Origin of the sequence: Candidatus Poriferisodalis sp. (assembly GCF_965198245.1) — a bacterium.
GTDB lineage: Bacteria > Actinomycetota > Acidimicrobiia > Acidimicrobiales > Poriferisodalaceae > Poriferisodalis.
In genome coordinates, this window is the sequence record NZ_OZ240249.1 from 4,079,625 (window position 1) to 4,106,119 (window position 26,495).

General features: G+C 68.1%; 7 protein-coding genes. 1 reads left to right on the forward strand and 6 read right to left on the reverse strand.

Annotated features, from left to right (window positions below):
- Positions 1-42 precede the first annotated feature (42 nt).
- Positions 43-921 (forward strand): LLM class F420-dependent oxidoreductase, encoded by an 879-nt coding sequence (locus ACOCMM_RS18155; RefSeq protein ID WP_419554539.1) that lies wholly within the window; start codon positions 43-45, stop codon positions 919-921.
- A gap of 28 nt (positions 922-949) precedes the next feature.
- Here the strand turns inward: ACOCMM_RS18155 and ACOCMM_RS18160 are convergent, their stop codons facing one another.
- The 6 genes from ACOCMM_RS18160 to ACOCMM_RS18185 form a co-directional block, all read right to left on the reverse strand.
- Complete coding sequence (locus ACOCMM_RS18160) at positions 950-1,336, reverse strand: cupredoxin domain-containing protein (protein ID WP_419554540.1); 387 nt, start codon at positions 1,334-1,336, stop codon at positions 950-952.
- A gap of 1 nt (position 1,337) precedes the next feature.
- A complete protein-coding gene (locus tag ACOCMM_RS18165; protein WP_419554541.1) occupies positions 1,338-2,123 on the reverse strand; it encodes an enoyl-CoA hydratase/isomerase family protein in 786 nt (261 codons plus the stop codon).
- A gap of 10 nt (positions 2,124-2,133) precedes the next feature.
- Positions 2,134-3,216, reverse strand: coding sequence for a hypothetical protein (locus tag ACOCMM_RS18170; protein ID WP_419554542.1), 1,083 nt, complete (start codon positions 3,214-3,216; stop codon positions 2,134-2,136).
- Between the two features lie 157 nt (positions 3,217-3,373).
- On the reverse strand, positions 3,374-4,435 hold the full coding sequence (locus tag ACOCMM_RS18175; protein ID WP_419554543.1) for a hypothetical protein: 1,062 nt from the start codon (positions 4,433-4,435) through the stop codon (positions 3,374-3,376).
- A 162-nt stretch (positions 4,436-4,597) separates the two neighbouring features.
- Positions 4,598-24,406, reverse strand: coding sequence for a Calx-beta domain-containing protein (locus ACOCMM_RS18180; protein WP_419554544.1), 19,809 nt, complete (start codon positions 24,404-24,406; stop codon positions 4,598-4,600).
- 880 nt (positions 24,407-25,286) lie between these two features.
- Complete coding sequence (locus tag ACOCMM_RS18185; protein WP_419554545.1) at positions 25,287-26,480, reverse strand: acyl-CoA dehydrogenase family protein; 1,194 nt, start codon at positions 26,478-26,480, stop codon at positions 25,287-25,289.
- Between the last annotated feature and the right edge of the window lie 15 nt (positions 26,481-26,495).

Below are 26,495 nucleotides of genomic sequence, written 5' to 3' on the forward strand. Positions count from 1 at the left end.
GGCCACGGCGGCACCGGCGCGGGTGCGCGTAAGGTCCCGCAGATGCACGTCGGCATCACTCCCATCAACTCCGCCGCTTACCTCGACCCTGGATTCCTGCGGTCGTTCGCACAGCAGCTCGAAGAACTCGGCTACGAGTCGGTGTGGACGTTCGAGCACGTCATCGTGCCCCACGACTACGAGAGTCGGTACCCGTACCACCCCAGCGGCAAGCTGGGCCTCCCGACGAACGCCGGCTTCACCGACCCGTTCATTGCGCTGACGTACGTCGCCGGGGCCACGCAGCACCTGCGACTGGGCACCGGCGTCAACATCGTCACTCAGGCCAACGCGCTGTACTTCGCCAAGCAGGCGTCATCGCTCGACCATCTGTCGGGCGGACGGCTGGAGTTGGGCATCGGCGTGGGCTGGCTGGAAGAGGAGTTCGACGCCATCGGCGTGCCGTTCGGCCGTCGGGGCGCCCGAGCCGATGAATACATCGACGCGATGACCGCTGCGTGGACCGGCGAGGACGTGGATTTTCGCGGCGAGTTTGTGGACTGGTCAGGCTTCTCGATGCTGCCGACGCCGGCGCAGCAACCCCGCATGCCGTTGCTCATCGGCGGCACAACGCCGCCTGCCATTCGCCGCCTGGTGGCCCGCGGGGACGGCTGGTACGTCATCCACAAAGACCTCGACGACTTCAAGCGGCTCATCGGCGAGATGCACGCCGAATGCGACCGCCAAGGCCGCGACCCCGCCGAGCTGTCCCTGACTGCCTATTGGAACTACCACCGCGAGGGCCTCGAAGGCCTTGAGGTGTACCGCGATCATGGCGTGCAGCGGCTGCTGGTGAACACCGCAGCGCTGCGCATGGGTCAACCCGAGGACGCCATCGCTCAGTTCGCCACCGATGCCCTGCCGGCCTGCGCCGAGGCATGACGACGCTTGGCGCTCGCCCGGCGGTGCCTCAGCCGTCTCCGATGGAGATGCGGATGCTGCCGGAGGGGTGCAGCGAGCAGTAGCTGCTGAAAGCCGCCGTCTCACCGAAGCTGTGCTCGGAACTTTCACCCGGCCCAACCTCGAAGGGGCCGATGGTGTGTGCCACCGAGTCGCGGTTCACGATGATCAGCACGTCGCGCAGCTTGAAGTCCAGCTCGTCGGGAATGACTTCGACGTCCTCGCCGGCAGCCAGGCGCTCGGCTGTTCCCGGCGGGATGTCGATCGTGTGAGTGACGGGATCGGGCTGATCGACAAAGCGCGAGACGACGACGGGGATCGCCGCAATCAGCAATCCGCCCAGCAGGTACAGCAGCAGTGTCCGCTGGTTGGGCCAGCCGACATCTCGACGGCGCATGTCAATCGTCGGACCAGTTGCGTTCGTTCTGGTCGAAGTAGGTGTGCCGGGCGGTACGCGAGCTGTCGCTCTTGCCCATGTAGCCGACGGCAACGTGGTCGAGGTGGTTGATCGCTCGGCCCAGCGGCATCGCCTGCGCATTGATCGACGCCTTCGACGCCGTCACCGGCACCGGCGGCTGGTTCACGATCGCGGCGGCCAGCCGTTCGCCAGCGGGCACCAACTCGTCGTCGCTCGAAACCGTCTCGGTGAAGAAGCCGAACTTGTCCAGCTCTTCCATCCCGTAGGTGCGCCCGAGGATCAGCATTTCCTTGGCGCGGTGCGGGCCGACCAGGTTGACGAGCGCCGGTAGCGAGTGCCACGTCAGGTTGAAGCCGATGCTGACCTCGTTGAGCGTGAGGCTGATCGACGGGCTGCCGATGCGGAAGTCGCAGGCTGCGGGCAGCACCCCTCCCCCGCCGATCATGTAGCCGTGGCACAGGGCGATGGTGATCGGATTGAGGTGCATCAGCGTGTCGTACATGCGGGCGCCGTGCTTCGAGCCGAGCATCGCATCGAGGCTGCTGCCGCGCTGTTGCTTGAGGTCGGCGCCCGACGAGAGGCTCTTGCCCTCGCCACGCACGATCACAACCCGCACGCCGGGGTCGGCGTCAAGCGCGAGGCACGCCGCATGCACATCAGCGACCAGCTGGGCGTTGACGGCGTTGTGCACTTCGGGCCGGTTCAGCACCAGGTGGCGCACCGGACCGTCGCCGTCCACCCGCACTGTCTCCAATTCCAATGACATCGCTGAACTCCTATCCGGCGGCTCCGAACCCCTCCCCCATCATGTCGCCGAAATCGCCCACGATCTCATCGGCGGGCGGCGCCTCGATAGTGATGTCCGCGTCGTAGTCGTAGAAGTCGACGACGTTGGTGATGTTGAACAGACTTGCGATCTCGTCCTCGTGGCCCTCCGTCTCGGCATCATCGAGGCCGCCAATGAGGTTCTCCATGAGGGAGCCCAAGTCGACGCTCATGCGTCGCGTCAGGCCCTCGGCATCGATCCAGATGTCGTAAGCAACTTCGTCGGGAAACATGTCACCGACGAAGGGAAGCGCGCTGTCGCTGCCCTCGGGCTCAGCAAGGTAGGCATCCAATGCGGCGGCGTAGTCCAATATGAAGCGCACCCGTGTCGTCGGCACGCCATCGAGCTCCTCGGGACCGACGATCTCGGCGCTGGTCACGTTCTCGATCATGTCCGTACTGTCGTTGGGCAGTCGGCACAGGCCATCGTCCGGCGTCGCGCCGGGCAGCGCGGACGGGCACACGATTCCCATTGCGGCAGCTGTCTCTGCGTCGAGGGTGAACCAGCCCTGGGGCATCGCATCGCCGACCAGGTCGCTCATCTCTTCGGGCACCGCGAACTGCAGGTACTGAACGCCGTCAACGAACCGGATCTCGAATCCGAAGCCCGCCTCGCCAGCACCCATCATCTCCTCGAAGCTCATCAGCATCGAGAAGTTCTGGTTGCCGTCGCTCTCGAAATGCACGGCAACGGTCGCCAGATCGCCCATGTCCATGCGCATGTCGCCCTTGACCGAACGAGTCGCACTGTTTTGCAAGGCGACGGTCACAAGCTCCTTCGCGTCAGTGGGAAGCGCGGCGGCTGTCGTCGCCGGTGTGGTTGTGGGCGCAGCGGTCGTTGCCGGCGCAGAGGTCTCCTGAGTCGCCGCATGAGTTACGACTTCGCCTCCACCATCGTCGTCAGCGCCACCACCGCAGGCGGCGGCGACGAGCACCAGCGCCGCGAGTCCGGCGCCAAGTCTCGCCCAGCGAGCCTTCACGATCATCATCTCCTTGCCGGAACGGCGGCACCATGTGTTGGGCACCGCTGACACGAACCGGTCTTCGGCCAGTATCTCAGCAGTTCATGTCCGCGAAGAGCCAGGGATCTCAGTTCTTGTTGCGGGAGTCACCCGGATTGCAGAGGGTGGGCGCCACGATCCATGCCCAGGCGACGAGCGTGACCGGCTCGAGTCGGTCGCAGCAGCAGCCCTATGAACCGCCGTAGCCAGGCGCGGTGCCGGAACCCTCGTCAAAGCCGAGGCCCATCATGTCGCCGAAATCTCCCACGATCTCATCGGCGGGCGGTGCGGTGATCGTGATGTCGGCGTCGTAGTCGAAGAAGTCGATCACGATGGCGAATTCGGGGATGTCCTCGGCGTCGGCGCCGAATCCTGCCGCGAGGTCCCCGAACATCGACCCCAGATCCAGACTGACTCGCCGCGTGAGGCCATCGCCGTCGATCCAGATGTCGGTGGCCAGGCCGTCGCCGAACATTTCCGCAGCGAACGGAGCTGACCCGTCGCTGATGTCGGGCCCGGTCCCCTGCGATTCGGCCAAGGCCACAGCATCGAGGGTGTAGCGGAGGACGGTCATCGGCTCGCCGTCGATGTCCTCAGAACCAATGGTCTCGACATCGGTCACGAATTCGATCAGATGGGAGTTCTCGTTCGGCGCAGGGCAGGCGCCGGCGCGGGGGGCCACACCGGGCAGCGGCGAGGGGCACAGGATGCCCATGCCCGCTGCTGCGGTGGCGTCGAGCGTGAACCAACCCTCAGGCGGTGCCCCAAGGGTCAGACCCTGCATCTGTTCGGGAATGACGAAACGGATGTAGTTGGTGCCGTCGATCATCAGGATCTCGAAGGCGAGACCGCCCGCTGCCGGGTCGTCGACGCTCATCGTCATCGCCATGTTGGCGTCGGGGTCGACCTCGAACGACAGCGCAATCGCTGCCATTCCTCCGAAGTCAGATTGCATCTCGCCGCGAACCGAGCGCCCTGCGCTCGACTCGAACGCATGCGTGAGCAGCTCCAGCGGATCAGTAGGAAGAGCGGCTGCAGTCGTCGGCGGTGCGGTCGTGGGCGCAGCGGTCGTTGCCGGCGCAGAGATCTCTTGAGTCGTCGCCTGCGTTGCGACTTCGCCTCCGCCACCACCACAGGCAGTGGCGACGAGCGCCAGCGCCGCGAGGGCCGCGGCAACCTTGGCCCAGCGAGCCTTCACGATCATCATCTCCTTGCCGGAGCGGCGGCGCTGTCGGACGGGCACCGCTGACACGAACCGGCCTTCGGCCAGTATCTCAGTAGTTCATGTCCGCGCAGCGTCAGGTCTTTCGGCCGGGACCGGCGCTGGCAGCTGTGCCGACGAGATGGGATCGCCGGTGAACTCAGCATGGGCATCATTCGCCGGTCTGAGCCGCCTTCGCCGGAGTGGTCCATCTCACATGCGGTTGCCGAAGCGTTCGAATATGTCGTGAGCGACGGCAGCCGCTGTCTCGGCGCGGGTTGAGCCCGATATGCGTGACACGATGGCGCCCGCCGGCAGAGCACCTCTGATAGCCGCTTCTACTGCAGGTCCCACAGCGGCCTCACCACCCAAGATCGTGACGCGCTCGGGGCCGTACTCAGCCACTACTGATGCGGTGGCCGGAGACATCGTGTCGGCGTCCACGTAGAGAACGACGGCGTGCGGCATGGAAGCGGCCAGCACAACTGCTAAGCCCACGTCGGACGGACTCCATGCATTGGCAACGATGATCGTGGGGGGGTTGGCACTATCGGGACTGCCGAGCCTCTGCCGTGCGACCAATGACGCTGTCTCGATGCGCGTGGCTCCGCTGATGCGCTCGATGCGGGCCCTCGCCGCCGCCGCGGTCACATCGGCGTGTAGTTCGTTGCTGATCGCTGAGGTGCCCCCGATGAGGATCACCTGCTCAGGCTGATAGTCGCGCAGCACTGCGATGGCTGCGGGGGAGAACTTGGAGTCTTTGCTGTACAGCACCGCGGTGTTATCCGCCTGAGCCGCCATCACAGCCGCCAGCGCGGTGTCGGGAGGACGCCAGCCGTCGGCCACGATGATTGTTGGAGGGTTGGCGTGGTCGGGTTCGCCGAGCTGCTGTCGTGCCACTGCGGCGGCGGTTTCAAGACGGGTGAGGCCGTAGGCCCATGCGACGCGGTCCGGACCCAATTTGTGCCTGAGAGTGCTGTGAACCGTGTCGGAAATGACAGCCAGGCCCCCGACGACACAGGCACCGTCGAGCTCGTATTCGCTGAGCACCGGCTGCGTGACATCGGACATTTCCGTTCCGTCCGTGTACAGCATGACCGCGCCGCTGGCAATGCCGCCCAATACTGACGCGACAGCGATATCAGGTGAACGCCAGCCGTTGACCACCATCACGGTCCCCTTGTCGCTCTCGCGGCCAAACCACTCCGGCAGGTCCAGAACGGGATCCTTGGGCTGCTTGCTGTCATCGGGCTGATTCCGGTTTGGCGGGTCGCTGCTGAAGCTCGTGGTCGGCCGGGATGCTTCGTCGTCGTCCACTATTGAGATCACCGACTCGTCCACCGTGCCCGTGGACACACCCGTCGGCAAAGCCCCGAACCCCAGCAGCACGCTCTCGTCGTCATCGTCCAAGCTGTCCGCCGTCGCCGCGAACGTGAACGACTTGACCGTCTCACCCGGCGCGAACGACACGATGTCGGGAACACCCGAATAATCATCAGCCGACGCGCCACCTCCCAGCGCCTTCAGGAGCAAGAGCACCACCGTCCGCCCAGGAGCCACCGACAGCCGCACCTTCACCTCGACCGTGTCGCCCTCGTCCACGCTGTAACTGGCAGCGCCGAAGCTGGCCGTCAGTGCAGGGTCGTCGTCGTCCACTATCGAGATCACCGACTCGTCCACCGTGCCCGTGGACACGCCCGCCGGCAGCGGCGCCCCGAAGCCCAGCTTCACCGACTCGCCGTCGTCGTCCACCGAGTCCGCGGTCGCAGCGAACGTGAACGACTTGCTCGTCTCGGCCGCCGCGAACGTCACGCTCGCGGGCACACCCGAATAATCATCAGCCGACGCGCCCCCCTGGTCCGTCGCCGTGAGCGGGATCACCACCGTCCGCTCAGGAGCCACCGACAACGACACCGTCACCACCGCCGTGCCGCCCTCGTCCGCGCTGTAGCCGGCAGCGCCGAAGCTGGCCGTCAGTGCAGGGTCGTCGTCGTCCACTATCGAGATCACCGACTCGTCCACCGTGCCCGTGGACACGCCCGCCGGCAGCGGCGACCCGAAGCCCAGCTTCACGCTCTCGCCGTCGTCGTCCACGTCGTCGGCGGTCGCGGTGAACGTGAACGACTTGACCGTCTCGCCCGCCCCGAACGACACCGACGCAGGCACACCCGAATAGTCGTCGCCCGACGCGCCGCCCTGGCCGGTCACAGTGATCGGCACCACCACCGTCCGCTCAGGATCCTTGTGCAGCTCCACGACGACGGTCACCGAATCGCCCTCAGCCGCGCTGTAGGACCCAGCCCCGAAGCTCACCGACACCGTCGGCACGTCGTCATCGCTGATCGACACCACAGACTCGTCGGGGCTGCCCTCGGTCACACCCGCCGGCAGCGACCCGAAGCCCAGCTTCACCGACTCGCCGTCGTCGTCCACGCTGTCGGCGGTCGCGGTGAACGTGAACGACACCGACGTCTCGGCCGCCCCGAACGACACGCTCGCGGGCACACCCGAATAATCCCCAGCCGACACGCCGCCCTGGCCGGTCACAGTGATCGGCACCACCACCGCCCGCTCAGGCACCGCCGACAGCCGCACCGTCACCACCGCCGTGTCGCCCTCGTCCGCGCTGTAGCCGGCAGCCCCGAACCTGACCGTCACCGCCGGGTCGTCGTCATCGTTGATCGTGACCGTCGCCGCGTCCGGGCTGCCCTCGGCCACCCCCGCCGGCAAAGCCCCGAACCCCAGCAGCACCGACTCGTCGTCATCGTCGAGGCCGTCGGCGGTCGCCGCGAACGTGAACGACTTGACCGTCTCGCCCGCCCCGAACGTCACGCTGGCGGGCACCCCCGAATAGTCATCGCCCGACGCGCCGCCCTGGCCCGTCGCCGTGATCGGCACCGTCACGGTGCGCTCAGGCGCCGCCGACAGCGTCACCGTCACCGTCGCCTCGTGCTCGCTGACCGCCGCCGTGGACACGTCGTCGCTCTCGGCCACGCTGTAAGAACCCGCCCCGAACGACACCGACACCGCCGGCACGTCGTCATCGACGATCGAGATCGTCGCCGTGTCGACCGTGCCCCTGGTCACCCCCGCCGGCAAAGCCCCGAAGCCCAGCAGCACGCTCTCGTCGTCATCGTCCACGTCATCAGCGGTCGCCGTGAACGTGAACGACACCGACGTGTCCTCAGCCGCGAACGTCACGCTGGCGGGCACACCCGAATAATCATCGCCCGACGCGCCGCCCTGGCCCGTCGCAGTGATCGGCACCGTCACCGCCCGCTCAGGCGCCGCCGACAGCGTCACCGTCACCTCCGCCTCGTGCTCGCTGACCGCCGCCGTGGACACGTCGTCGCTCTCGGCCACGCTGTAAGAAGCCGCACCGAACGACACCGACACCGCCGGCACGTCGTCATCGACGATCGAGATCGTCGCCGTGTCGACCGTGCCCCTGGTCACCCCCGCCGGCAGCGTCGCCCCGAACGTCAGCTTCACCGACTCGTCGTCGTCGTCCACGGTGTCCGCGGCAGCCGCGAACGTGAACGACACCGACGTGTCCTCAGCCCCGAACGACACCGACGCGGGCACACCCGAATAGTCATCGCCCGACGCGCCCCCCTGGCCGGTCGCAGTGATCGGCACCACCACCGTCCGCTCAGGAGCCACCGACAGCCGCACCGTCACCACCGCCGTGCCGCCCTCGTCCGCGCTGTAGCCGGCAGCCCCGAACCTGACCGTCACCGCCGGGTCGTCGTCGTCAGTGATCGACACCGTCGACTCGTCCACCGTGCCCGCCGACACGCCCGCCGGCAAAGACCCGAAGCCCAGCAGCACCGACTCGTCGTCATCGTCCACGCTGTCCGCCGTCGCGGCGAACGTGAACGACACCGACGTGTCCTCAGCCCCGAACGACACGCTGGCAGGCACACCCGAATAGTCATCCCCAGCCGACACGCCCCCCTGGCCCGTCACAGTGATCGGCACCACCACCGCCCGCTCAGGAGCCACCGACAGCCGCACCGTCACCACCGCCGTGTCGCCCTCGTCCGCGCTGTAGGAAGCCGCCCCGAAGCTCACGGTCACCGCCGGGTCGTCGTCATCGACGATCGACACCGTCGCCGCGTCCACCGAGCCCTTGGTCACGCCCGCAGGCAGCGTCGCCCCGAACGTCAGCTCCACGCTCTCGTCGTCATCGTCGAGGCCGTCGGCCGTCGCGGTGAACGTGAACGACACCGACGTGTCCTCAGCCGCGAACGTCACGCTCGCGGGCACACCCGAATAATCATCGCCAGACGCGCCGCCCTGGCCCGACACAGTGATCGGCACCACCACGGTGCGCTCAGGCGCCGCCGACAGCGTCACCGTCACCGTCGCCTCGTGCTCGCTGACCGCCGCAGTGGACACGTCGTCGCTCTCGGCCACGCTGTAAGAGCCGGCCCCGAAGCTCACCGACACCGCCGGCACGTCGTCATCGACGATCGACACCACAGACTCGTCCGGGCTGCCCGCCGCCACCCCCTCAGGCAAAGCCCCGAACCCCAGCAGCACCGACTCGTCGTCGTCGTCCACGCTGTCCGCGGCAGCCGCGAACGTGAACGACACCGACGTGTCCTCAGCCCCGAACGACACCGACGCCGGCACACCCGAATAATCATCGCCCGACGCGCCCCCCTGGCCCGACACAGTGATCGGCACCACCACCGTGCGCTCAGGCGCCGCCGACAGCGTCACCGTCACCACCGCCTCGTGCTCGCTGACCGCCGCAGTCGACACGTCGTCGCTCTCGGCCACGCTGTAAGAAACCGCACCGAACGACACCGACACCGCCGGCACGTCGTCATCGACGATCGACACCGTCGCCGTGTCCACCGAGCCCTCGGCCACCCCGTCAGGCAAAGCCCCGAAGCCCAGCAGCACGCTCTCGTCGTCATCGTCCACGTCATCAGCGGTCGCCGCGAACGTGAACGACACCGACGTGTCCTCAGCCGCGAACGACACGCTGGCAGGCACCCCCGAATAATCATCCCCCGACGCGCCGCCCTGACCGGTCGCCGTGATCGGCACCACCACGGTGCGCTCAGGCGCCGCCGACAAGGTCACCGTCACCTCCGCCTCGTGCTCGCTGACCGCCGCCGTGGACACGTCATCGCTCTCGGCCACGCTGTAAGAAACCGCACCGAACGACACCGACACCGCCGGGTCGTCGTCATCGACAATCGAGATCGTCGAGGTGTCGACCGTGCCCCTGGTCACCCCCGCAGGCAGCGTCGCCCCGAAGCCCAGCTTCACGCTCTCGTCGTCATCGTCCACGCTGTCGGCGGTCGCGGTGAACGTGAACGACTTGACCGTCTCGGCCGCCCCGAACGACACCGACGCAGGCACACCCGAATAGTCATCGCCCGACGCGCCGCCCTGGTCGGTCGTCGTGATCGGCACCACCACAGTCCGCTCAGGATCCTTGTGCAGCTCCACGACGACGGTCACCGAATCGCCCTCAGCCGCGCTGTAGGACCCAGCCCCGAAGCTCACCGACACCGTCGGCACGTCGTCATCGCTGATCGACACCGTCGACTCGTCCACCGTGCCCGCCGACACGCCCGCCGGCAAAGCCCCGAAGCCCAGCAGCACCGACTCGTCGTCATCGTCCACGCTGTCCGCCGTCGCGGTGAACGTGAACGACACCGACGTGTCCTCAGCCGCGAACGTCACGCTGGCGGGCACACCCGAATAGTCCCCAGCCGTCGCGCCGCCCTGGCCCGTCGCAGTGATCGGCACCACCACGACCCGCTCAGGCGCCGCCGACAGCCGCACCGTCACCACCGCCGTGTCTCCCTCGTCCGCGCTGTAGGAAGCCGCCCCGAAGCTCACGGTCACCGCCGGGTCGTCGTCATCGACGATCGACACCGCCGCCGCGTCCGGGCTGCCCGCCGACACCCCCGCCGGCAAAGCCCCCAGCCCCAGCAGCACCGACTCGTCGTCATCGTCGAGGTCATCGGCGGTCGCGGTGAACGTGAACGACTTGACCGTCTCGCCCGCCCCGAACGACACGCTGGCGGGCACACCCGAATAGTCATCGCCCGACGCTCCGCCCTGGCCCGTCGCCGTGATCGGCACCACCACGGTGCGCTCAGGCGCCGCCGACAGCGTCACCGTCACCGTCGCCTCGTGCTCGCTGACCGCCGCCGTGGACACGTCGTCGCTCTCGGCCACGCTGTAAGAGCCGGCACCGAAGCTGACCGTCACCGCCGGGTCGTCGTCATCGACGATCGAGATCACCGACTCGTCCACCGTGCCCTCGGCCACCCCGTCAGGCAAAGCCCCGAACCCCAGCAGCACCGACTCGTCGTCATCGTCCACGGTGTCCGCGGCAGCCGTGAACGTGAACGACTTGACCGTCTCGCCCGCCCCGAACGACACCGACGCAGGCACACCCGAATAGTCCCCAGCCGACGCGCCCCCCTGGTTCGACACAGTGATCGGCACCACCACGGTGCGCTCAGGCGCCGCCGACAAGGTCACCGTCACCACCGCCTCGTGCTCGCTGACCGCCGCAGTCGACACGTCGTCGCTCTCGGCCACGCTGTAAGAAACCGCACCGAACGACACCGACACCGCCGGGTCGTCGTCATCGACGATCGAGATCGTCGCCGTGTCGGGCGTGCCCCTGGTCACCCCCGCCGGCAGCGTCGCCCCGAACGTCAGCTTCACCGACTCGTCGTCATCGTCCACCGAGTCCGCGGCAGCCGCGAACGTGAACGACACCGACGTGTCCTCAGCCGCGAACGTCACGCTGGCCGGCACACCCGAATAGTCATCGCCCGACGCGCCCCCCTGGCCCGTCGCCGTGATCGGCACCACCACGGTGCGCTCAGGCGCCGCCGACAAGGTCACCGTCACCTCCGCCTCGTGCTCGCTGACCGCCGCCGTGGACACGTCGTCGCTCTCGGCCACGCTGTAAGAGCCGGCCCCGAAGCTCACCGACACCGCCGGCACGTCGTCATCGACGATCGAGATCGTCGAGGCGTCCACCGAGCCCGCCGACACGCCCTCAGGCAGGGCCCCCAGCCCCAGCAGCACGCTCTCGTCGTCATCGTCCACACTGTCCGCGGCAGCCGTGAACGTGAACGACACCGACGTGTCCTCAGCCGCGAACGTCACGCTGGCGGGCACCCCCGAATAGTCATCGCCCGACGCGCCCCCCTGGCCGGTCGCCGTGATCGGCACCACCACGGTGCGCTCAGGCGCCGCCGACAAGGTCACCGTCACCTCCGCCTCGTGCTCGCTGACCGCCGCCGTGGACACGTCGTCGCTCTCGGCCACGCTGTAAGAGCCGGCCCCGAAGCTCACCGACAGCGCCGGCACGTCGTCATCGACGATCGAGATCGTCGAGGCGTCCACCGAGCCCGCCGACACGCCCTCAGGCAAAGCCCCCAGCCCCAGCAGCACCGACTCGTCGTCGTCGTCCACGGTGTCCGCGGTCGCCGCGAACGTGAACGACACCGACGTGTCCTCAGCCCCGAACGACACCGACGCGGGCACACCCGAATAGTCATCCCCCGACGCGCCGCCCTGGCCCGACACAGTGATCGGCACCGTCACCGCCCGCTCAGGCGCCGCCGACAAGGTCACCGTCACCTCGGCCTCGTGCTCGCTGACCGCCGCAGTGGACACGTCGTCGCTCTCGGCCACGCTGTAGCTCGACGCCCCGAAGCTCACCGACACCGTCGGCACGTCGTCATCGCTGATCGACACCACAGACTCGTCGGGGCTGCCCTCGGTCACACCCGCCGGCAGCGACCCGAAGCCCAGCTTCACCGACTCGCCGTCGTCGTCCACGTCATCGGCGGTCGCGGTGAACGTGAACGACTTCGACGTCTCGGCCGCCCCGAACGACACGCTCGCGGGCACACCCGAATAATCCCCAGCCGACACGCCGCCCTGGCCGGTCGCAGTGATCGGCACCACCACCGCCCGCTCAGGAGCCGCCGACAGCCGCACCGTCACCACCGCCGTGTCGCCCTCGTCCGCGCTGTAGCCGGCAGCCCCGAACCTGACCGTCACCGCCGGGTCGTCGTCATCGACGATCGACACCGTCGCCGCGTCCGGGCTGCCCGCCGCCACCCCCGCCGGCAAAGCCCCCAGCCCCAGCAGCACCGACTCGTCGTCATCGTCGAGGTCATCGGCGGTCGCCGCGAACGTGAACGACACCGACGTGTCCTGAGCCGCGAACGTCACGCTGGCGGGCACACCCGAATAATCATCCCCCGACGCGCCGCCCTGACCGGTCGCCGTGATCGGCACCACCACGGTGCGCTCAGGCGCCGCCGACAAGGTCACCGTCACCTCCGCCTCGTGCTCGCTGACCGCCGCCGTGGACACGTCGTCGCTCTCGGCCACGCTGTAAGAAACCGCACCGAACGACACCGACACCGCCGGGTCGTCGTCATCGACGATCGAGATCGTCGAGGTGTCGACCGTGCCCCTGGTCACCCCCGCCGGCAGCGTCGCCCCGAACGTCAGCTTCACGCTCTCGTCGTCATCGTCCACGTCATCGGCGGTCGCGGTGAACGTGAACGACTTGACCGTCTCGGCCGCCCCGAACGACACCGACGCAGGCACACCCGAATAGTCCCCAGCCGACACGCCCCCCTGGCCCGTCACAGTGATCGGCACCACCACCGCCCGCTCAGGCGCCGCCGACAGCCGCACCGTCACCACCGCCGTGTCGCCCTCGTCCGCGCTGTAGGAAGCCGCCCCGAAGCTCACGGTCACCGCCGGGTCGTCGTCATCGACAATCGACACCGCCGCCGCGTCCGGGCTGCCCGCCGCCACCCCCGCCGGCAAAGCCCCCAGCCCCAGCAGCACCGACTCGTCGTCATCGTCGAGGCCGTCGGCGGTCGCCGCGAACGTGAACGACTTGACCGTCTCGCCCGCCCCGAACGACACGCTGGCGGGCACACCCGAATAGTCGTCGCCCGACGCTCCGCCCTGGCCCGTCGCCGTGATCGGCACCACCACGGTGCGCTCAGGCGCCGCCGACAGCGTCACCGTCACCGTCGCCTCGTGCTCGCTGACCGCCGCCGTGGACACGTCATCGCTCTCGGCCACGCTGTAAGAAGCCGCACCGAACGACACCGTCACCGCCGGCACGTCGTCATCGACGATCGACACCACAGACTCGTCCACCGAGCCCGCGGTCACCCCCGCAGGCAGCGTCGCCCCGAACCCCAGCTCCACGCTCTCGTCGTCATCGTCCATGGTGTCGGCGGTCGCGGCGAACGTGAACGACTTGACCGTCTCGCCCGCCCCGAACGACACGCTCGCGGGCACCCCCGAATAGTCATCGCCCGTCGCGCCGCCCCGGCCGGTCGCAGTGATCGGCACCACCACGGCGCGCTCAGGCGCCGCCGACAAGGTCACCGTCACCTCCGCCTCGTGCTCGCTGACCGCCGCCGTAGACACGTCATCGCTCTCGGCCACGCTGTAAGAGCCCGCACCGAAGCTCACCGACACCGCCGGGTCGTCGTCATCGACGATCGACACCACAGACGCGTCGAGGCTGCCCGCGGACACCCCCGCCGGCAAAGCCCCCAGCCCCAGCAGCACCGACTCGTCGTCGTCGTCCACGGTGTCCGCGGTCGCCGTGAACGTGAACGACTTGACCGTCTCGCCCGCCCCGAACGACACGCTCGCGGGCACACCCGAATAGTCCCCAGCCGACGCGCCGCCCTGGCCGGTCGCAGTGATCGGCACCACCACGGCGCGCTCAGGCGCCGCCGACAAGGTCACCGTCACCGCCGCCTCGTGCTCGCTGACCGCCGCCGTGGACACGTCATCGCTCTCGGCCACGCTGTAAGAGCCCGCACCGAAGCTCACCGACACCGCCGGCACGTCGTCATCGACGATCGAGATCGTCGAGGTGTCGGGCGTGCCCTTGGTCATGCCCTCAGGCAGCGTCGCCCCGAACGTCAGCTTCACGCTCTCGTCGTCATCGTCCACGGTGTCGGCGGTCGCGGCGAACGTGAACGACTTGACCGTCTCGCCCGCCCCGAACGTCACGCTCGCGGGCACACCCGAATAGTCCCCAGCCGACGCGCCGCCCTGGCCGGTCGCAGTGATCGGCACCACCACGGCGCGCTCAGGCGCCGCCGACAAGGTCACCGTCACCTCCGCCTCGTGCTCGCTGACCGCCGCCGTGGACACGTCGTCGCTCTCGGCCACGCTGTAAGAAACCGCACCGAAGCTCACCGACAGCGCCGGCACGTCGTCATCGACGATCGACACCGTCGAGGTGTCCGGGCTGACCTCGGCCACCCCGTCAGGCAAAGCCCCGAACGTCAGCTTCACGCTCTCGTCGTCATCGTCGAGGTCATCCGCGGTCGCCGTGAACGTGAACGACACCGACGTGTCCTCAGCCGCGAACGTCACGCTGGCGGGCACACCCGAATAGTCATCGCCCGTCGCGCCGCCCTGGCCCGTCGCCGTGATCGGCACCACCACAGTGCGCTCAGGCGCCGCCGACAAGGTCACCGTCACCGTCGCCTCGTGCTCGCTGACCGCCGCCGTGGACACGTCGTCGCTCTCGGCCACGCTGTAAGAGCCCGCACCGAACGACACCGACACCGCCGGCACGTCGTCATCGACGATCGACACCGTCGAAGTGTCGGGCGTGCCCCTGGTCACCCCCTCAGGCAGCGTCGCCCCGAACGTCAGCTCCACGCTCTCGTCGTCATCGTCGAGGCCGTCCGCGGTCGCGGCGAACGTGAACGACACCGACGTGTCCTCAGCCGCGAACGTCACGCTGGCGGGCACCCCCGAATAGTCATCGCCCGTCGCGCCGCCCTGGCCCGTCGCCGTGATCGGCACCACCACGGCGCGCTCAGGCGCCGCCGACAGCGTCACCGTCACCTCCGCCTCGTGCTCGCTGACCGCCGCCGTGGACACGTCGTCGCTCTCGGCCACGCTGTAAGAAACCGCACCGAAGCTCACCGACACCGCCGGCACGTCGTCATCGACAATCGACACCGTCGAGGTGTCCGGGCTGACCTCGGCCACCCCGTCAGGCAAAGCCCCGAACGTCAGCTTCACGCTCTCGTCGTCATCGTCGAGGTCATCCGCGGTCGCCGTGAACGTGAACGACACCGACGTGTCCTCAGCCGCGAACGTCACGCTGGCGGGCACACCCGAATAGTCATCGCCCGTCGCGCCGCCCTGGCCCGTCGCCGTGATCGGCACCACCACAGTGCGCTCAGGCGCCGCCGACAAGGTCACCGTCACCACCGCCTCGTGCTCGCTGACCGCCGCCGTGGACACGTCGTCGCTCTCGGCCACGCTGTAAGAAACCGCACCGAACGACACCGACACCGCCGGCACGTCGTCATCGACGATCGACACCACAGACGCGTCGGGGCTGCCCGCCGCCACCCCCGCCGGCAGGGCCCCCAGCCCCAGCTTCACGCTCTCGTCGTCATCGTCCACCGAGTCCGCGGCAGCCGCGAACGTGAACGACACCGACGTGTCCTCAGCCCCGAACGTCACGCTGGCGGGCACCCCCGAATAGTCATCGCCCGACGCACCCCCCTGGCCCGTCGCAGTGATCGGCACCACCACAGTGCGCTCAGGCGCCGCCGACAGCGTCACCGTCACCACCGCCTCGTGCTCGCTGACCGCCGCCGTGGACACGTCGTCGCTCTCGGCCACGCTGTAAGAAACCGCACCGAAGCTCACCGACACCGCCGGCACGTCGTCATCGACAATCGACACCACAGACTCGTCCACCGTGCCCTCGGCCACCCCGTCAGGCAACGCCCCGAACCCCAGCTTCACGCTCTCGTCGTCATCGTCCACGGTGTCCGCGGTCGCCGCGAACGTGAACGACACCGACGTGTCCTCAGCCCCGAACGACACCGACGCCGGCACCCCCGAATAATCCCCAGCCGTCGCGCCGCCCTGGCCGGTCGCCGTGATCGGCACCACCACGGTGCGCTCAGGCGCCGCCGACAAGGTCACCGTCACCACCGCCTCGTGCTCGCTGACCGCCGCCGTGGACACGTCGTCGCTCTCGGCCACGCTGTAAGAGCCCGCACCGAACGACACCGACACCGCCGGGTCGTCGTCATCGACGATCGACACCGTCGCCGCGTCCACCGAGCCCTTGGTCACCCCCGCAGGCAGCGTCGCCCCGAACGTCAGCTTCACGCTCTCGTCGTCATCGTCCACCGAGTCCGCGGCAGCCGCGAACGTGAACGACGCCGACGTGTCCTCAGCCGCGAACGTCACGCTGGCGGGCACCCCCGAATAGTCATCGCCCGTCGCGCCCCCCTGGCCCGTCGCCGTGATCGGCACCACCACGGTCCGCTCAGGCACCGCCGACAGCGTCACCGTCACCGTCGCCTCGTGCTCGCTGACCGCCGCAGTCGACACGTCGTCGCTCTCGGCCACGCTGTAAGAGCCCGCACCGAAGCTCACCGACACCGCCGGGTCGTCGTCATCGACAATCGACACCGTCGCCGCGTCCACCGAGCCCTTGGTCACCCCCGCAGGCAGCGTCGCCCCGAACGTCAGCAGCACCGACTCGTCGTCATCGTCCACACTGTCCGCCGTCGCGGCGAACGTGAACGACGCCGACGTGTCCTCAGCCGCGAACGTCACGCTGGCGGGCACCCCCGAATAGTCATCGCCCGTCGCGCCGCCCTGGCCCGTCGCAGTGATCGGCACCACCACGGTGCGCTCAGGCGCCGCCGACAGCGTCACCGTCACCGTCGCCTCGTGCTCGCTGACCGCCGCAGTCGACACGTCGTCGCTCTCGGCCACGCTGTAGCTCGACGCCCCGAAGCTCACCGACAGCGCCGGGTCGTCGTCGTCCACGATCGACACCGTCGCCGCGTCCGGGCTGCCCGCCGACACGCCCGCCGGCAAAGCCCCCAGCCCCAGCAGCACCGACTCGTCGTCGTCGTCGAGGTCATCTGCGGTCGCCGCGAACGTGAACGACACCGACGTGTCCTCAGCCCCGAACGACACCGACGCCGGCACCCCCGAATAGTCATCGCCCGACGCACCCCCCTGACCCGTCGCAGTGATCGGCACCACCACAGTGCGCTCAGGCGCCGCCGACAAGGTCACCGTCACCACCGCCTCGTGCTCGCTGACCGCCGCCGTGGACACGTCGTCGCTCTCGGCCACGCTGTAAGAAACCGCACCGAACGACACCGACACCGCCGGCACGTCGTCATCGACGATCGACACCGTCGCAGTGCCCACCGAGCCCGCGGTCACGCCCTCAGGCAGCGACGCCCCGAACCCCAGCTCCACGCTCTCGTCGTCATCGTCCACACTGTCCGCCGTCGCGGCGAACGTGAACGACGCCGACGTGTCCTGAGCCGCGAACGTCACGCTGGCGGGCACACCCGAATAGTCATCGCCCGACGCTCCGCCCTGGTTCGACACAGTGATCGGCACCACCACAGTGCGCTCAGGCGCCGCCGACAAGGTCACCGTCACCACCGCCTCGTGCTCGCTGACCGCCGCAGTCGACACGTCGTCGCTCTCGGCCACGCTGTAAGAGCCCGCACCGAAGCTCACCGACACCGCCGGGTCGTCGTCATCGACGATCGAGATCGTCGCCGCGTCCACCGAGCCCTTGGTCACCACCGCCGGCAAAGCCCCGAAGCCCAGCAGCACCGACTCGTCGTCATCGTCCACGGTGTCCGCGGTCGCCGCGAACGTGAACGACACCGACGTGTCCTCAGCCGCGAACGTCACGCTGGCAGGCACCCCCGAATAGTCATCGCCCGACGCGCCTCCCTGACCGGTCGCAGTGATCGGCACCGTCACCGTGCGCTCAGGCGCCGCCGACAAGGTCACCGTCACCACCGCCTCGTGCTCGCTGACCGCCGCCGTGGACACGTCATCGCTCTCGGCCACGCTGTAAGAAACCGCCCCGAACGACACCGACACCGCCGGCACGTCGTCATCGACGATCGACACCACAGACTCGTCCGGGCTGCCCGCGGCCACCCCCTCAGGCAAAGCCCCCAGCCCCAGCAGCACCGACTCGTCGTCGTCGTCCACGGTGTCCGCGGTCGCCGCGAACGTGAACGACACCGACGTGTCCTCAGCCCCGAACGACACCGACGCCGGCACACCCGAATAATCATCGCCCGACGCGCCCCCCTGGCCCGACACAGTGATCGGCACCACCACCGTGCGCTCAGGCGCCGCCGACAAGGTCACCGTCACCACCGCCTCGTGCTCGCTGACCGCCGCAGTCGACACGTCGTCGCTCTCGGCCACGCTGTAAGAAACCGCCCCGAAGCTCACGGTCACCGCCGGGTCGTCGTCATCGACGATCGACACCGTCGCCGCGTCCGGGCTGCCCGCCGACACCCCCGCCGGCAGGGCCCCCAGCCCGAGCAGCACCGACTCGTCGTCATCGTCGAGGTCGTCGGCGGTCGCCGCGAACGTGAACGACACCGACGTGTCCTGAGCCGCGAACGTCACGCTGGCGGGCACACCCGAATAGTCATCCCCTGACGCGCCGCCCTGGTTCGACACAGTGATCGGCACCACCACCGTGCGCTCAGGCGCCGCCGACAAGGTCACCGTCACCACCGCCTCGTGCTCGCTGACCGCCGCAGTCGACACGTCATCGCTCTCGGCCACGCTGTAAGAAACCGCACCGAAGCTCACCGACACCGCCGGCACGTCGTCATCGACGATCGACACCACAGACTCGTCCGGGCTGCCCGCCGCCACCCCCTCAGGCAAAGCCCCCAGCCCCAGCAGCACCGACTCGTCGTCATCGTCCACGGTGTCCGCGGTCGCCGCGAACGTGAACGACACCGACGTGTCCTCAGCCCCGAACGACACCGACGCCGGCACACCCGAATAATCATCGCCCGACGCGCCCCCCTGGCCCGACACAGTGATCGGCACCACCACCGTGCGCTCAGGCGCCGCCGACAAGGTCACCGTCACCACCGCCTCGTGCTCGCTGACCGCCGCAGTCGACACGTCGTCGCTCTCGGCCACGCTGTAAGAAACCGCACCGAACGACACCGACACCGCCGGCACGTCGTCATCGACGATCGACACCACAGACTCGTCGGGGCTGCCCGCCGCCACCCCGTCAGGCAGGGCCCCCAGCCCCAGCAGCACCGACTCGTCGTCATCGTCGAGGTCGTCGGCGGTCGCGGCGAACGTGAACGACACCGACGTGTCCTGAGCCGCGAACGTCACGCTGGCGGGCACACCCGAATAGTCATCGCCCGACGCGCCCCCCTGGCCCGTCGCCGTGATCGGCACCGTCACCGTGCGCTCAGGCGCCGCCGACAGCGTCACCGTCACCTCCGCCTCGTGCTCGCTGACCGCCGCCGTGGACACGTCGTCGCTCTCGGCCACGCTGTAAGAAACCGCACCGAAGCTCACCGACACCGCCGGGTCGTCGTCATCGACGATCGAGATCACCGACTCGTCCACCGTGCCCTCGGCCACCCCGTCAGGCAAAGCCCCCAGCCCCAGCAGCACCGACTCGTCGTCATCGTCCACGGTGTCCGCGGTCGCCGCGAACGTGAACGACACCGACGTGTCCTGAGCCGCGAACGTCACGCTGGCGGGCACACCCGAATAGTCATCGCCCGACGCGCCCCCCTGGCCCGTCGCCGTGATCGGCACCGTCACCGTGCGCTCAGGCGCCGCCGACAGCGTCACCGTCACCTCCGCCTCGTGCTCGCTGACCGCCGCCGTGGACACGTCGTCGCTCTCGGCCACGCTGTAAGAAACCGCACCGAACGACACCGACACCGCCGGCACGTCGTCATCGACGATCGACACCGTCGCCGCGTCCACCGAGCCCTTGGTCACCCCCGCAGGCAGCGTCGCCCCGAACGTCAGCTTCACGCTCTCGTCGTCATCGTCCACCGAGTCCGCGGTCGCCGCGAACGTGAACGACACCGACGTGTCCTCAGCCGCGAACGTCACGCTGGCGGGCACACCCGAATAGTCATCGCCCGACGCGCCCCCCTGGCCCGTCGCCGTGATCGGCACCGTCACCGTGCGCTCAGGCGCCGCCGACAGCGTCACCGTCACCTCCGCCTCGTGCTCGCTGACCGCCGCCGTGGACACGTCGTCGCTCTCGGCCACGCTGTAAGAAACCGCACCGAAGCTCACCGACACCGCCGGGTCGTCGTCATCGACGATCGACACCGTCGCCGCGTCCACCGAGCCCTTGGTCACCCCCGCAGGCAGCGTCGCCCCGAACGTCAGCTTCACGCTCTCGTCGTCATCGTCCACCGAGTCCGCGGTCGCCGCGAACGTGAACGACGCCGACGTGTCCTCAGCCGCGAACGTCACGCTGGCGGGCACACCCGAATAGTCCCCAGCCGACGCGCCCCCCTGGCCCGTCGCCGTGATCGGCACCACCACGGTGCGCTCAGGCGCCGCCGACAAGGTCACCGTCACCACCGCCTCGTGCTCGCTGACCGCCGCAGTCGACACGTCATCGCTCTCGGCCACGCTGTAAGAAACCGCACCGAACGACACCGACACCGCCGGGTCGTCGTCATCGACGATCGACACCGTCGCCGCGTCCACCGAGCCCTTGGTCACCCCCGCAGGCAGCGTCGCCCCGAACGTCAGCTTCACGCTCTCGTCGTCATCGTCCACCGAGTCCGCGGTCGCCGTGAACGTGAACGACCGGGAGGTCGTCCCCGACGCGAACGGCATAGCCACGGGAATAACCGACGTGTGATCGGCACTAGATGCGCCGTCCTGATACGCAATCGTGACCGGCACCCATACCGTGCGCTCAGGGGATGCGGTCAACGTCATCACCACCGTCACCGAGTCGCCCTCGTTCACCTCATATGCGCTCGCAGCGAAATTCACCGTCACCGCCGGGTAGTCGTCGTCGCCGATCGACACCGTCGACTCATCAGGGGTGCCCTTGGTCACGCCCGCCGGCAGAGACGCCCCGAACCCCAGCAGCACCGACTCGTCGTCATCATCCACGTCGTCGGCCGCAGCCGTGAACGTGAACGACTTCGACTTCTCCCCCGAAGCGAACGTCACGCTGGCGGGCACAGCCGAATAGTCCTCAGGACTCGACGCGCCCCCCTGGCCCGCCGCCGTGAGCGGGATCACCACCTCCCGTTCGGGTTCAACATTCAGCCGCACCTCCACCGTCGCCGTGCCGCCCTCGTCCGCGCTGTAGGACGCCGCGCCGAAGCTGACCGTCACCGCCGGGTCGTCGTCGTCGGTGATCGAGATCGTCGACTCCGCGGGGGTGCCCTTGGTCACACCGGTCGACAGCGAACCGAAGCCCAGCTTCACCGACTCGCCGTCGTCGTCCACGTCATCGTCGGTCGCGGTGAACGTGAACGACTTGCTGGTCTGCCCCGACGAGAACTGCAGACTCCCCGGCACACCCTCGTGGTCGTCTCTGGATGCGCCGCCCTGATACGCCGTCGTGATCGGCACCCACACCGTGCGCTTCGGGTCGGCGCTCAACGTCACCTCCACCGTTACCGAGTCGCCCTCGTCCACAGCGACGGACGCCGCCCCGAACTTCACCGTCACCGCCGGCACGTCAACGATCGTGATTTCCGTTCGAGCAATCGTGCCCTCGGTGACGCGGTCCGGCAAAGTGCCCTCGAGAATGTTCACCAGCACGCTCTCGCCGTCGTCACTCACCGAGTCGGCGTGCGCTGTGAACGTGAACGTCTTCGAGGTCTCCCCCGAGACAAACAACACGCCCGCTGGCACCCCATTGCCGTCCAAGCCCGACGCGCCTCCCTTGAGCGTCGGTTGGAGCTCTACGTACACCGAGCGCTTCGGGTCCTCCGACAAGGTCAGCGTCACCATCACCGAGTCGCCCTCATTCACGCTGTAGGAGTCCTGCGCGAATGCCACCGTCACCGCCGGGGGGGCGTCGTCGTCGGTGATCGACACCGTCGACTGCGCGACGGTGCCCGCACTCACCCCCGCCGGCAGCGACGCCCCCAAGCCCAGCAGCACGCTCTCCCCGTCCTCGAAATCGTCATCGTCGATCGAGGTGAACGTGAACGACTTGATGGTCTCCCCCGACAAGAACTCCACCGACTCGGGCACACCCGAATACTCAGTGTCCGACGCACCCCCCTGGCCAGTCGCCGTGAGCGGCACCACGACCGTTCGCTTGGGATCCTTGTTCAACGTCACCGTCACATCGACCGAGTCGCCCTCGTCCACCTCATAGGCGGCATGCTCGAAGTCCACCTCCACCGCCGGATCGTCATTGTCCGCAACAGTGACCGTGATCGTGCGGTACCAGCCCACAGCCGCACCGTTTGCGCCGACGGGCTCGTAGTTGGCGACATTCTCCCCTATGAGCGCAGCCGGCGGATCGAGAATCGTCAGCGTGACAGTTCCATCGGCCTCATCGATGCTGTCGTCGGTGGTCGAGATCGTCACCGTCTGTGAGAGGTCGCGATCCTCGCCCTCTTTCGCAGCGGCGAAGGAGACCGTCTGGGGCGTGCTGCCGCTGATGAACTCGCCATCCTGGGAAACAGCGACGCCCACCGAGAGCGCCTGGCGGGAATTGACCGGCACACCGCCGTAGCGGCTCATCGTGAAGGTGATGTCCTCGCCCTCGAGGACCCACTGGTGGTCCGACTCGATGCGAACACCCTGGGCGTTGTTGTGGAGGTTCACCTTGGCGTCGTCGGGCGTCCCGATCTCGTACTGGGGCCAGTAGCCGCAGTTACCTGGCACCACATCGCACTTGAACGGCTGCAGGGCGACGTAGGCGAAGCCTCCCAAGGCAAGGACATGTCGAGGCGGCATGTCATAGGTGTGACTGGAATCGCCGCTGGGCATCTGCACAGGCAGGAAGTGGGTCGATGACGAGTAGGGGAACACATCTCCTTGGGGCGGCATGTCAACCGGGAGCAGGCTCGCCTCAGTCCCGTCCTCGATGTCCTCCATGCCGAACTCACAGCTACTGCCGTTGAGACGCGAGCCCTCATAGAGGACGGGGCCGACGACATAGGGACAATCCGGGAACCAGCGAATGGCGTAGCGGCCCACGCGGGCGATCAAGTCGTACTGTGCGACATCGGCCTCGGCGTACTCCTCCGCGTCGTCGGAACTCCAGCTTCGCTGCAGGGTGTACTGCGGGAACGAATCGTCGCTCTCAACGTGATCCTCGGTCACCGGCGTGAGGGTGAGCGTCGGGAGATCGTCGTCGCGGACCCAGACGGAGGCCTGCCTGCTGTCGACAGGCACGGCATAGAGTCCCGGCAAGATCGTCGCCCGTACTTGCCTGTTGCCCTCGTTGAGCTTGTTGTCCACCGAGGGGACCGTCAAGGTGGTGGTGAAGGAATTCGCGGCGAAGCTCGCTTCGAGGTTCTGGATCTCACGTTTGACCGAAAGCGCGCCGAAGGCGAAGCTGCTCTCGAATGAGAACGTGACCACCTGCACTGCAACGCTCAATCTGCTGCCGATATTCGTAAAGCCTCTGGTCAGCGTGAACTCGACATCGGTGCCTTCATACACCCAGCCTCGGCTCTCCGTCTCCACGATGGTCACTGTTGAGTGGGTAGTGCTCGACTCCTGAATGGCGGTCGAGGCGCTTGCCGGACTGCCGAGGCTGTACACAGCGTCCGCAGCAGCGGTCAACGTCACCGTGACGGTCTCGTCTTCATTGACGTTCACGTCCGACGTGGTGGACAGCGTGAGCTGTTGGCTGGCGGCCCCGGCGGGAATCGTGACCTCGGTCGGGCGCTCGGCGAGGAAGCTGTCCCCGCCGGTGACGCTCACGGCGACAGTGAGCGGCGATGCATCGCTACCGCGGCGCCGAACAAGGAAATTGGCGTCGCCGCCTTCGGTGATCTGGCTCTGCTGCGCCTCAATGGTCACCTCAGGCATCTCGTCGTCCAGCACGGTGACGACGGCGCTGGCGCCGATGTAGGTCGACGAACCGAAGACGGAGTTGATGGTGACAGTGACCGAACCGTTTGGACCGATGTCGAGGTTGTCGGCAGTCGCCAAGCCAATGCTGGCACCTGCCCGTCCTGCTGCGAAGCGAACAGACTTCGTCGGCCCCGTATGGTTCGTCAAAGACGCGCCGACTGCCTCGATCTCGACCAGTATCCAGACGACGCCGGAGGTGCTCCCAGTTCGCGTGAAGTCGAAGTAGGCGGTCTCGCCCTCATTGACCGACTCGTTGCGCGCCGTTACCGAATATTCGGGCGTCTCCGAGGTTTGGGCGCTTGCCGGCGGAAGTGTCGTTGCCAGCGACCCGGCGACCAGGCACAGTGCAATGAGGGCCGCTGCGCAGCGCAGCCCGAACCGTGGCGGCTGTGTCCCGCGGCTCTTACCCCCCCCCCCCCCCCCGATTGGGCAGCATCAGACGCCGAACCATTCATTCACGCGCTCGAGCGACAGGTTCGAAGATGTGCAGAACAGATGCATCCGACAAATGCCGAACTCGCGACGGCAACCATCAGCCGGACGCGGCGACTGTGCTCACGACTGTATGAATTGATCGCATGGCCAACAATAGACAGATTATGAATGTTGACGCAAATGACTATGAGTCCATGTACAGCCCAGCACCCAGAACGACTGGGTCAACTATCGGATCCCCATCAGTACGACGAGCGTGAGTCGTCAACCCGCTGGCCATGAGGGCATGAGCCGCCGCGAGGGCTGCAGGCAACGCAATCTCGACGGGCAAGCGAACCCGATCCGACTCGTCGGCTGGCGTTGCCCGCGACTGCGGCAGCGTCTGGCCGGTTTCTCCGCAGGGTCGCTTAGGAGGCGAGCCGGTAGGCGGGGAACCGCGGGGCAAAGCGTTGCCCGTTCACGGCTTCGCGGCGCCGGCGAGCACCTGCCCGCGCGGCTCCTTAGCCCATCCGCCGCATGTCTCCTACAGCGGGTGGGGGCCGGGGTCCATGCCGAGGCGGGTGCGGCCGTAGGCCTCGCCGACCGTGTCGAGATCGGCGACTTGGTGCTGGGAGGCCATCGTCACGTCGCGGAACGTCTGCTGCAGGCGGCTGCCGTCGAACACGGCCCGTCCTCCCGCCGCAGTGGTGACGCGGTCGAGCGCCCGGCGACACAAGTCGATGGCGTAGCTGCCCTGGTATTTCGCTTGGGCCCGAAGTTCTTTGGAATCGGCTCCTTCGGCTGCCTGGCGCAGCAATCCGAGCGTGTCTTCGATGAGCAACTCGGCCGACCGCACCTCGGTGTTGGCCTCGGCCAGGCGCATGTGCAGCCCTGGGCGCTTGGATTTCGACGAACCCATGTAACGGTCGTCCTGGATGCCGAAGCGCTCGGCGGCATCGTCGAGCCCTGCACGGGCGAGTCCGAGCGTCGTCGCTGCCACATGCACGGCCAACCCAGGCAGGGTCGGGGTGCGGTACACGCTGGTGCGGTGGCGGCTCGACCACGGCGAGCGGCCGCCGAGCAGGTCGCCGGAGTCGATCACACGGTGCGTCGGCACGAACGCCTCGTCTGCGACCACGTCACACGAGCCGGTGCCGCGCAGCCCGATGGCATACCAGTTGTCGTCGATCTCGATGTCGGACCGCGGGATCACCACGTGGAGAAGGCGCGGCCGCTCGCCAGGCGCCAGCACCTGAGAGCCGAGCAGGAACCAGTCACCCCAGACCGCACCGCTGGTGAACGGCCAGCGGCCGTCGACGAGCCAGCCGCCGTCGCACTCGGTGGCGGAACCGACCGGTGCCAGCGAGCCGGGCACGATCGCATCGGGATCGGCCCCGTACACCTCGTCCTGAAGGTCCTCGGTCATCGACCCGAGCATCCAGCTGTGCCCGACCAGAACCATCAGCACCCACGCCGCGGCACCGTCGTACAGGGCGGCCTCTCGGACGTTGGCAACCATGTCGGCGAATTCCCGCTCGTCGCCTCCGGCGCGCTCGGGCACCAGCAGGCGCAGGGCACCGGCGTCGCGCAGGGCCGTCAATGCCCCTTCCGCGAGATGTCGGTGTTCCTCGTTCCATGCGGCATGGGAAGCCAGCACCGCTCCCGTACGCTCGTCGATGCGCAGGTCCCGGCCCGAACCGTTCGGGCCAGCCGAACCGGGCACATCGGTCGTGCTCATCCCACTATTCCTACT

Coding starts and splice junctions, on each gene's coding strand:
- ACOCMM_RS18165 (WP_419554541.1), bottom strand. CDS start 2,123: ATGTCATTGGAATTGGAGACAGTGCGGGTGGACGGCGACGGTCCGGTG.
- ACOCMM_RS18185 (WP_419554545.1), bottom strand. CDS start 26,480: ATGAGCACGACCGATGTGCCCGGTTCGGCTGGCCCGAACGGTTCGGGC.
- ACOCMM_RS18155 (WP_419554539.1), top strand. CDS start 43: ATGCACGTCGGCATCACTCCCATCAACTCCGCCGCTTACCTCGACCCT.
- ACOCMM_RS18160 (WP_419554540.1), bottom strand. CDS start 1,336: ATGCGCCGTCGAGATGTCGGCTGGCCCAACCAGCGGACACTGCTGCTG.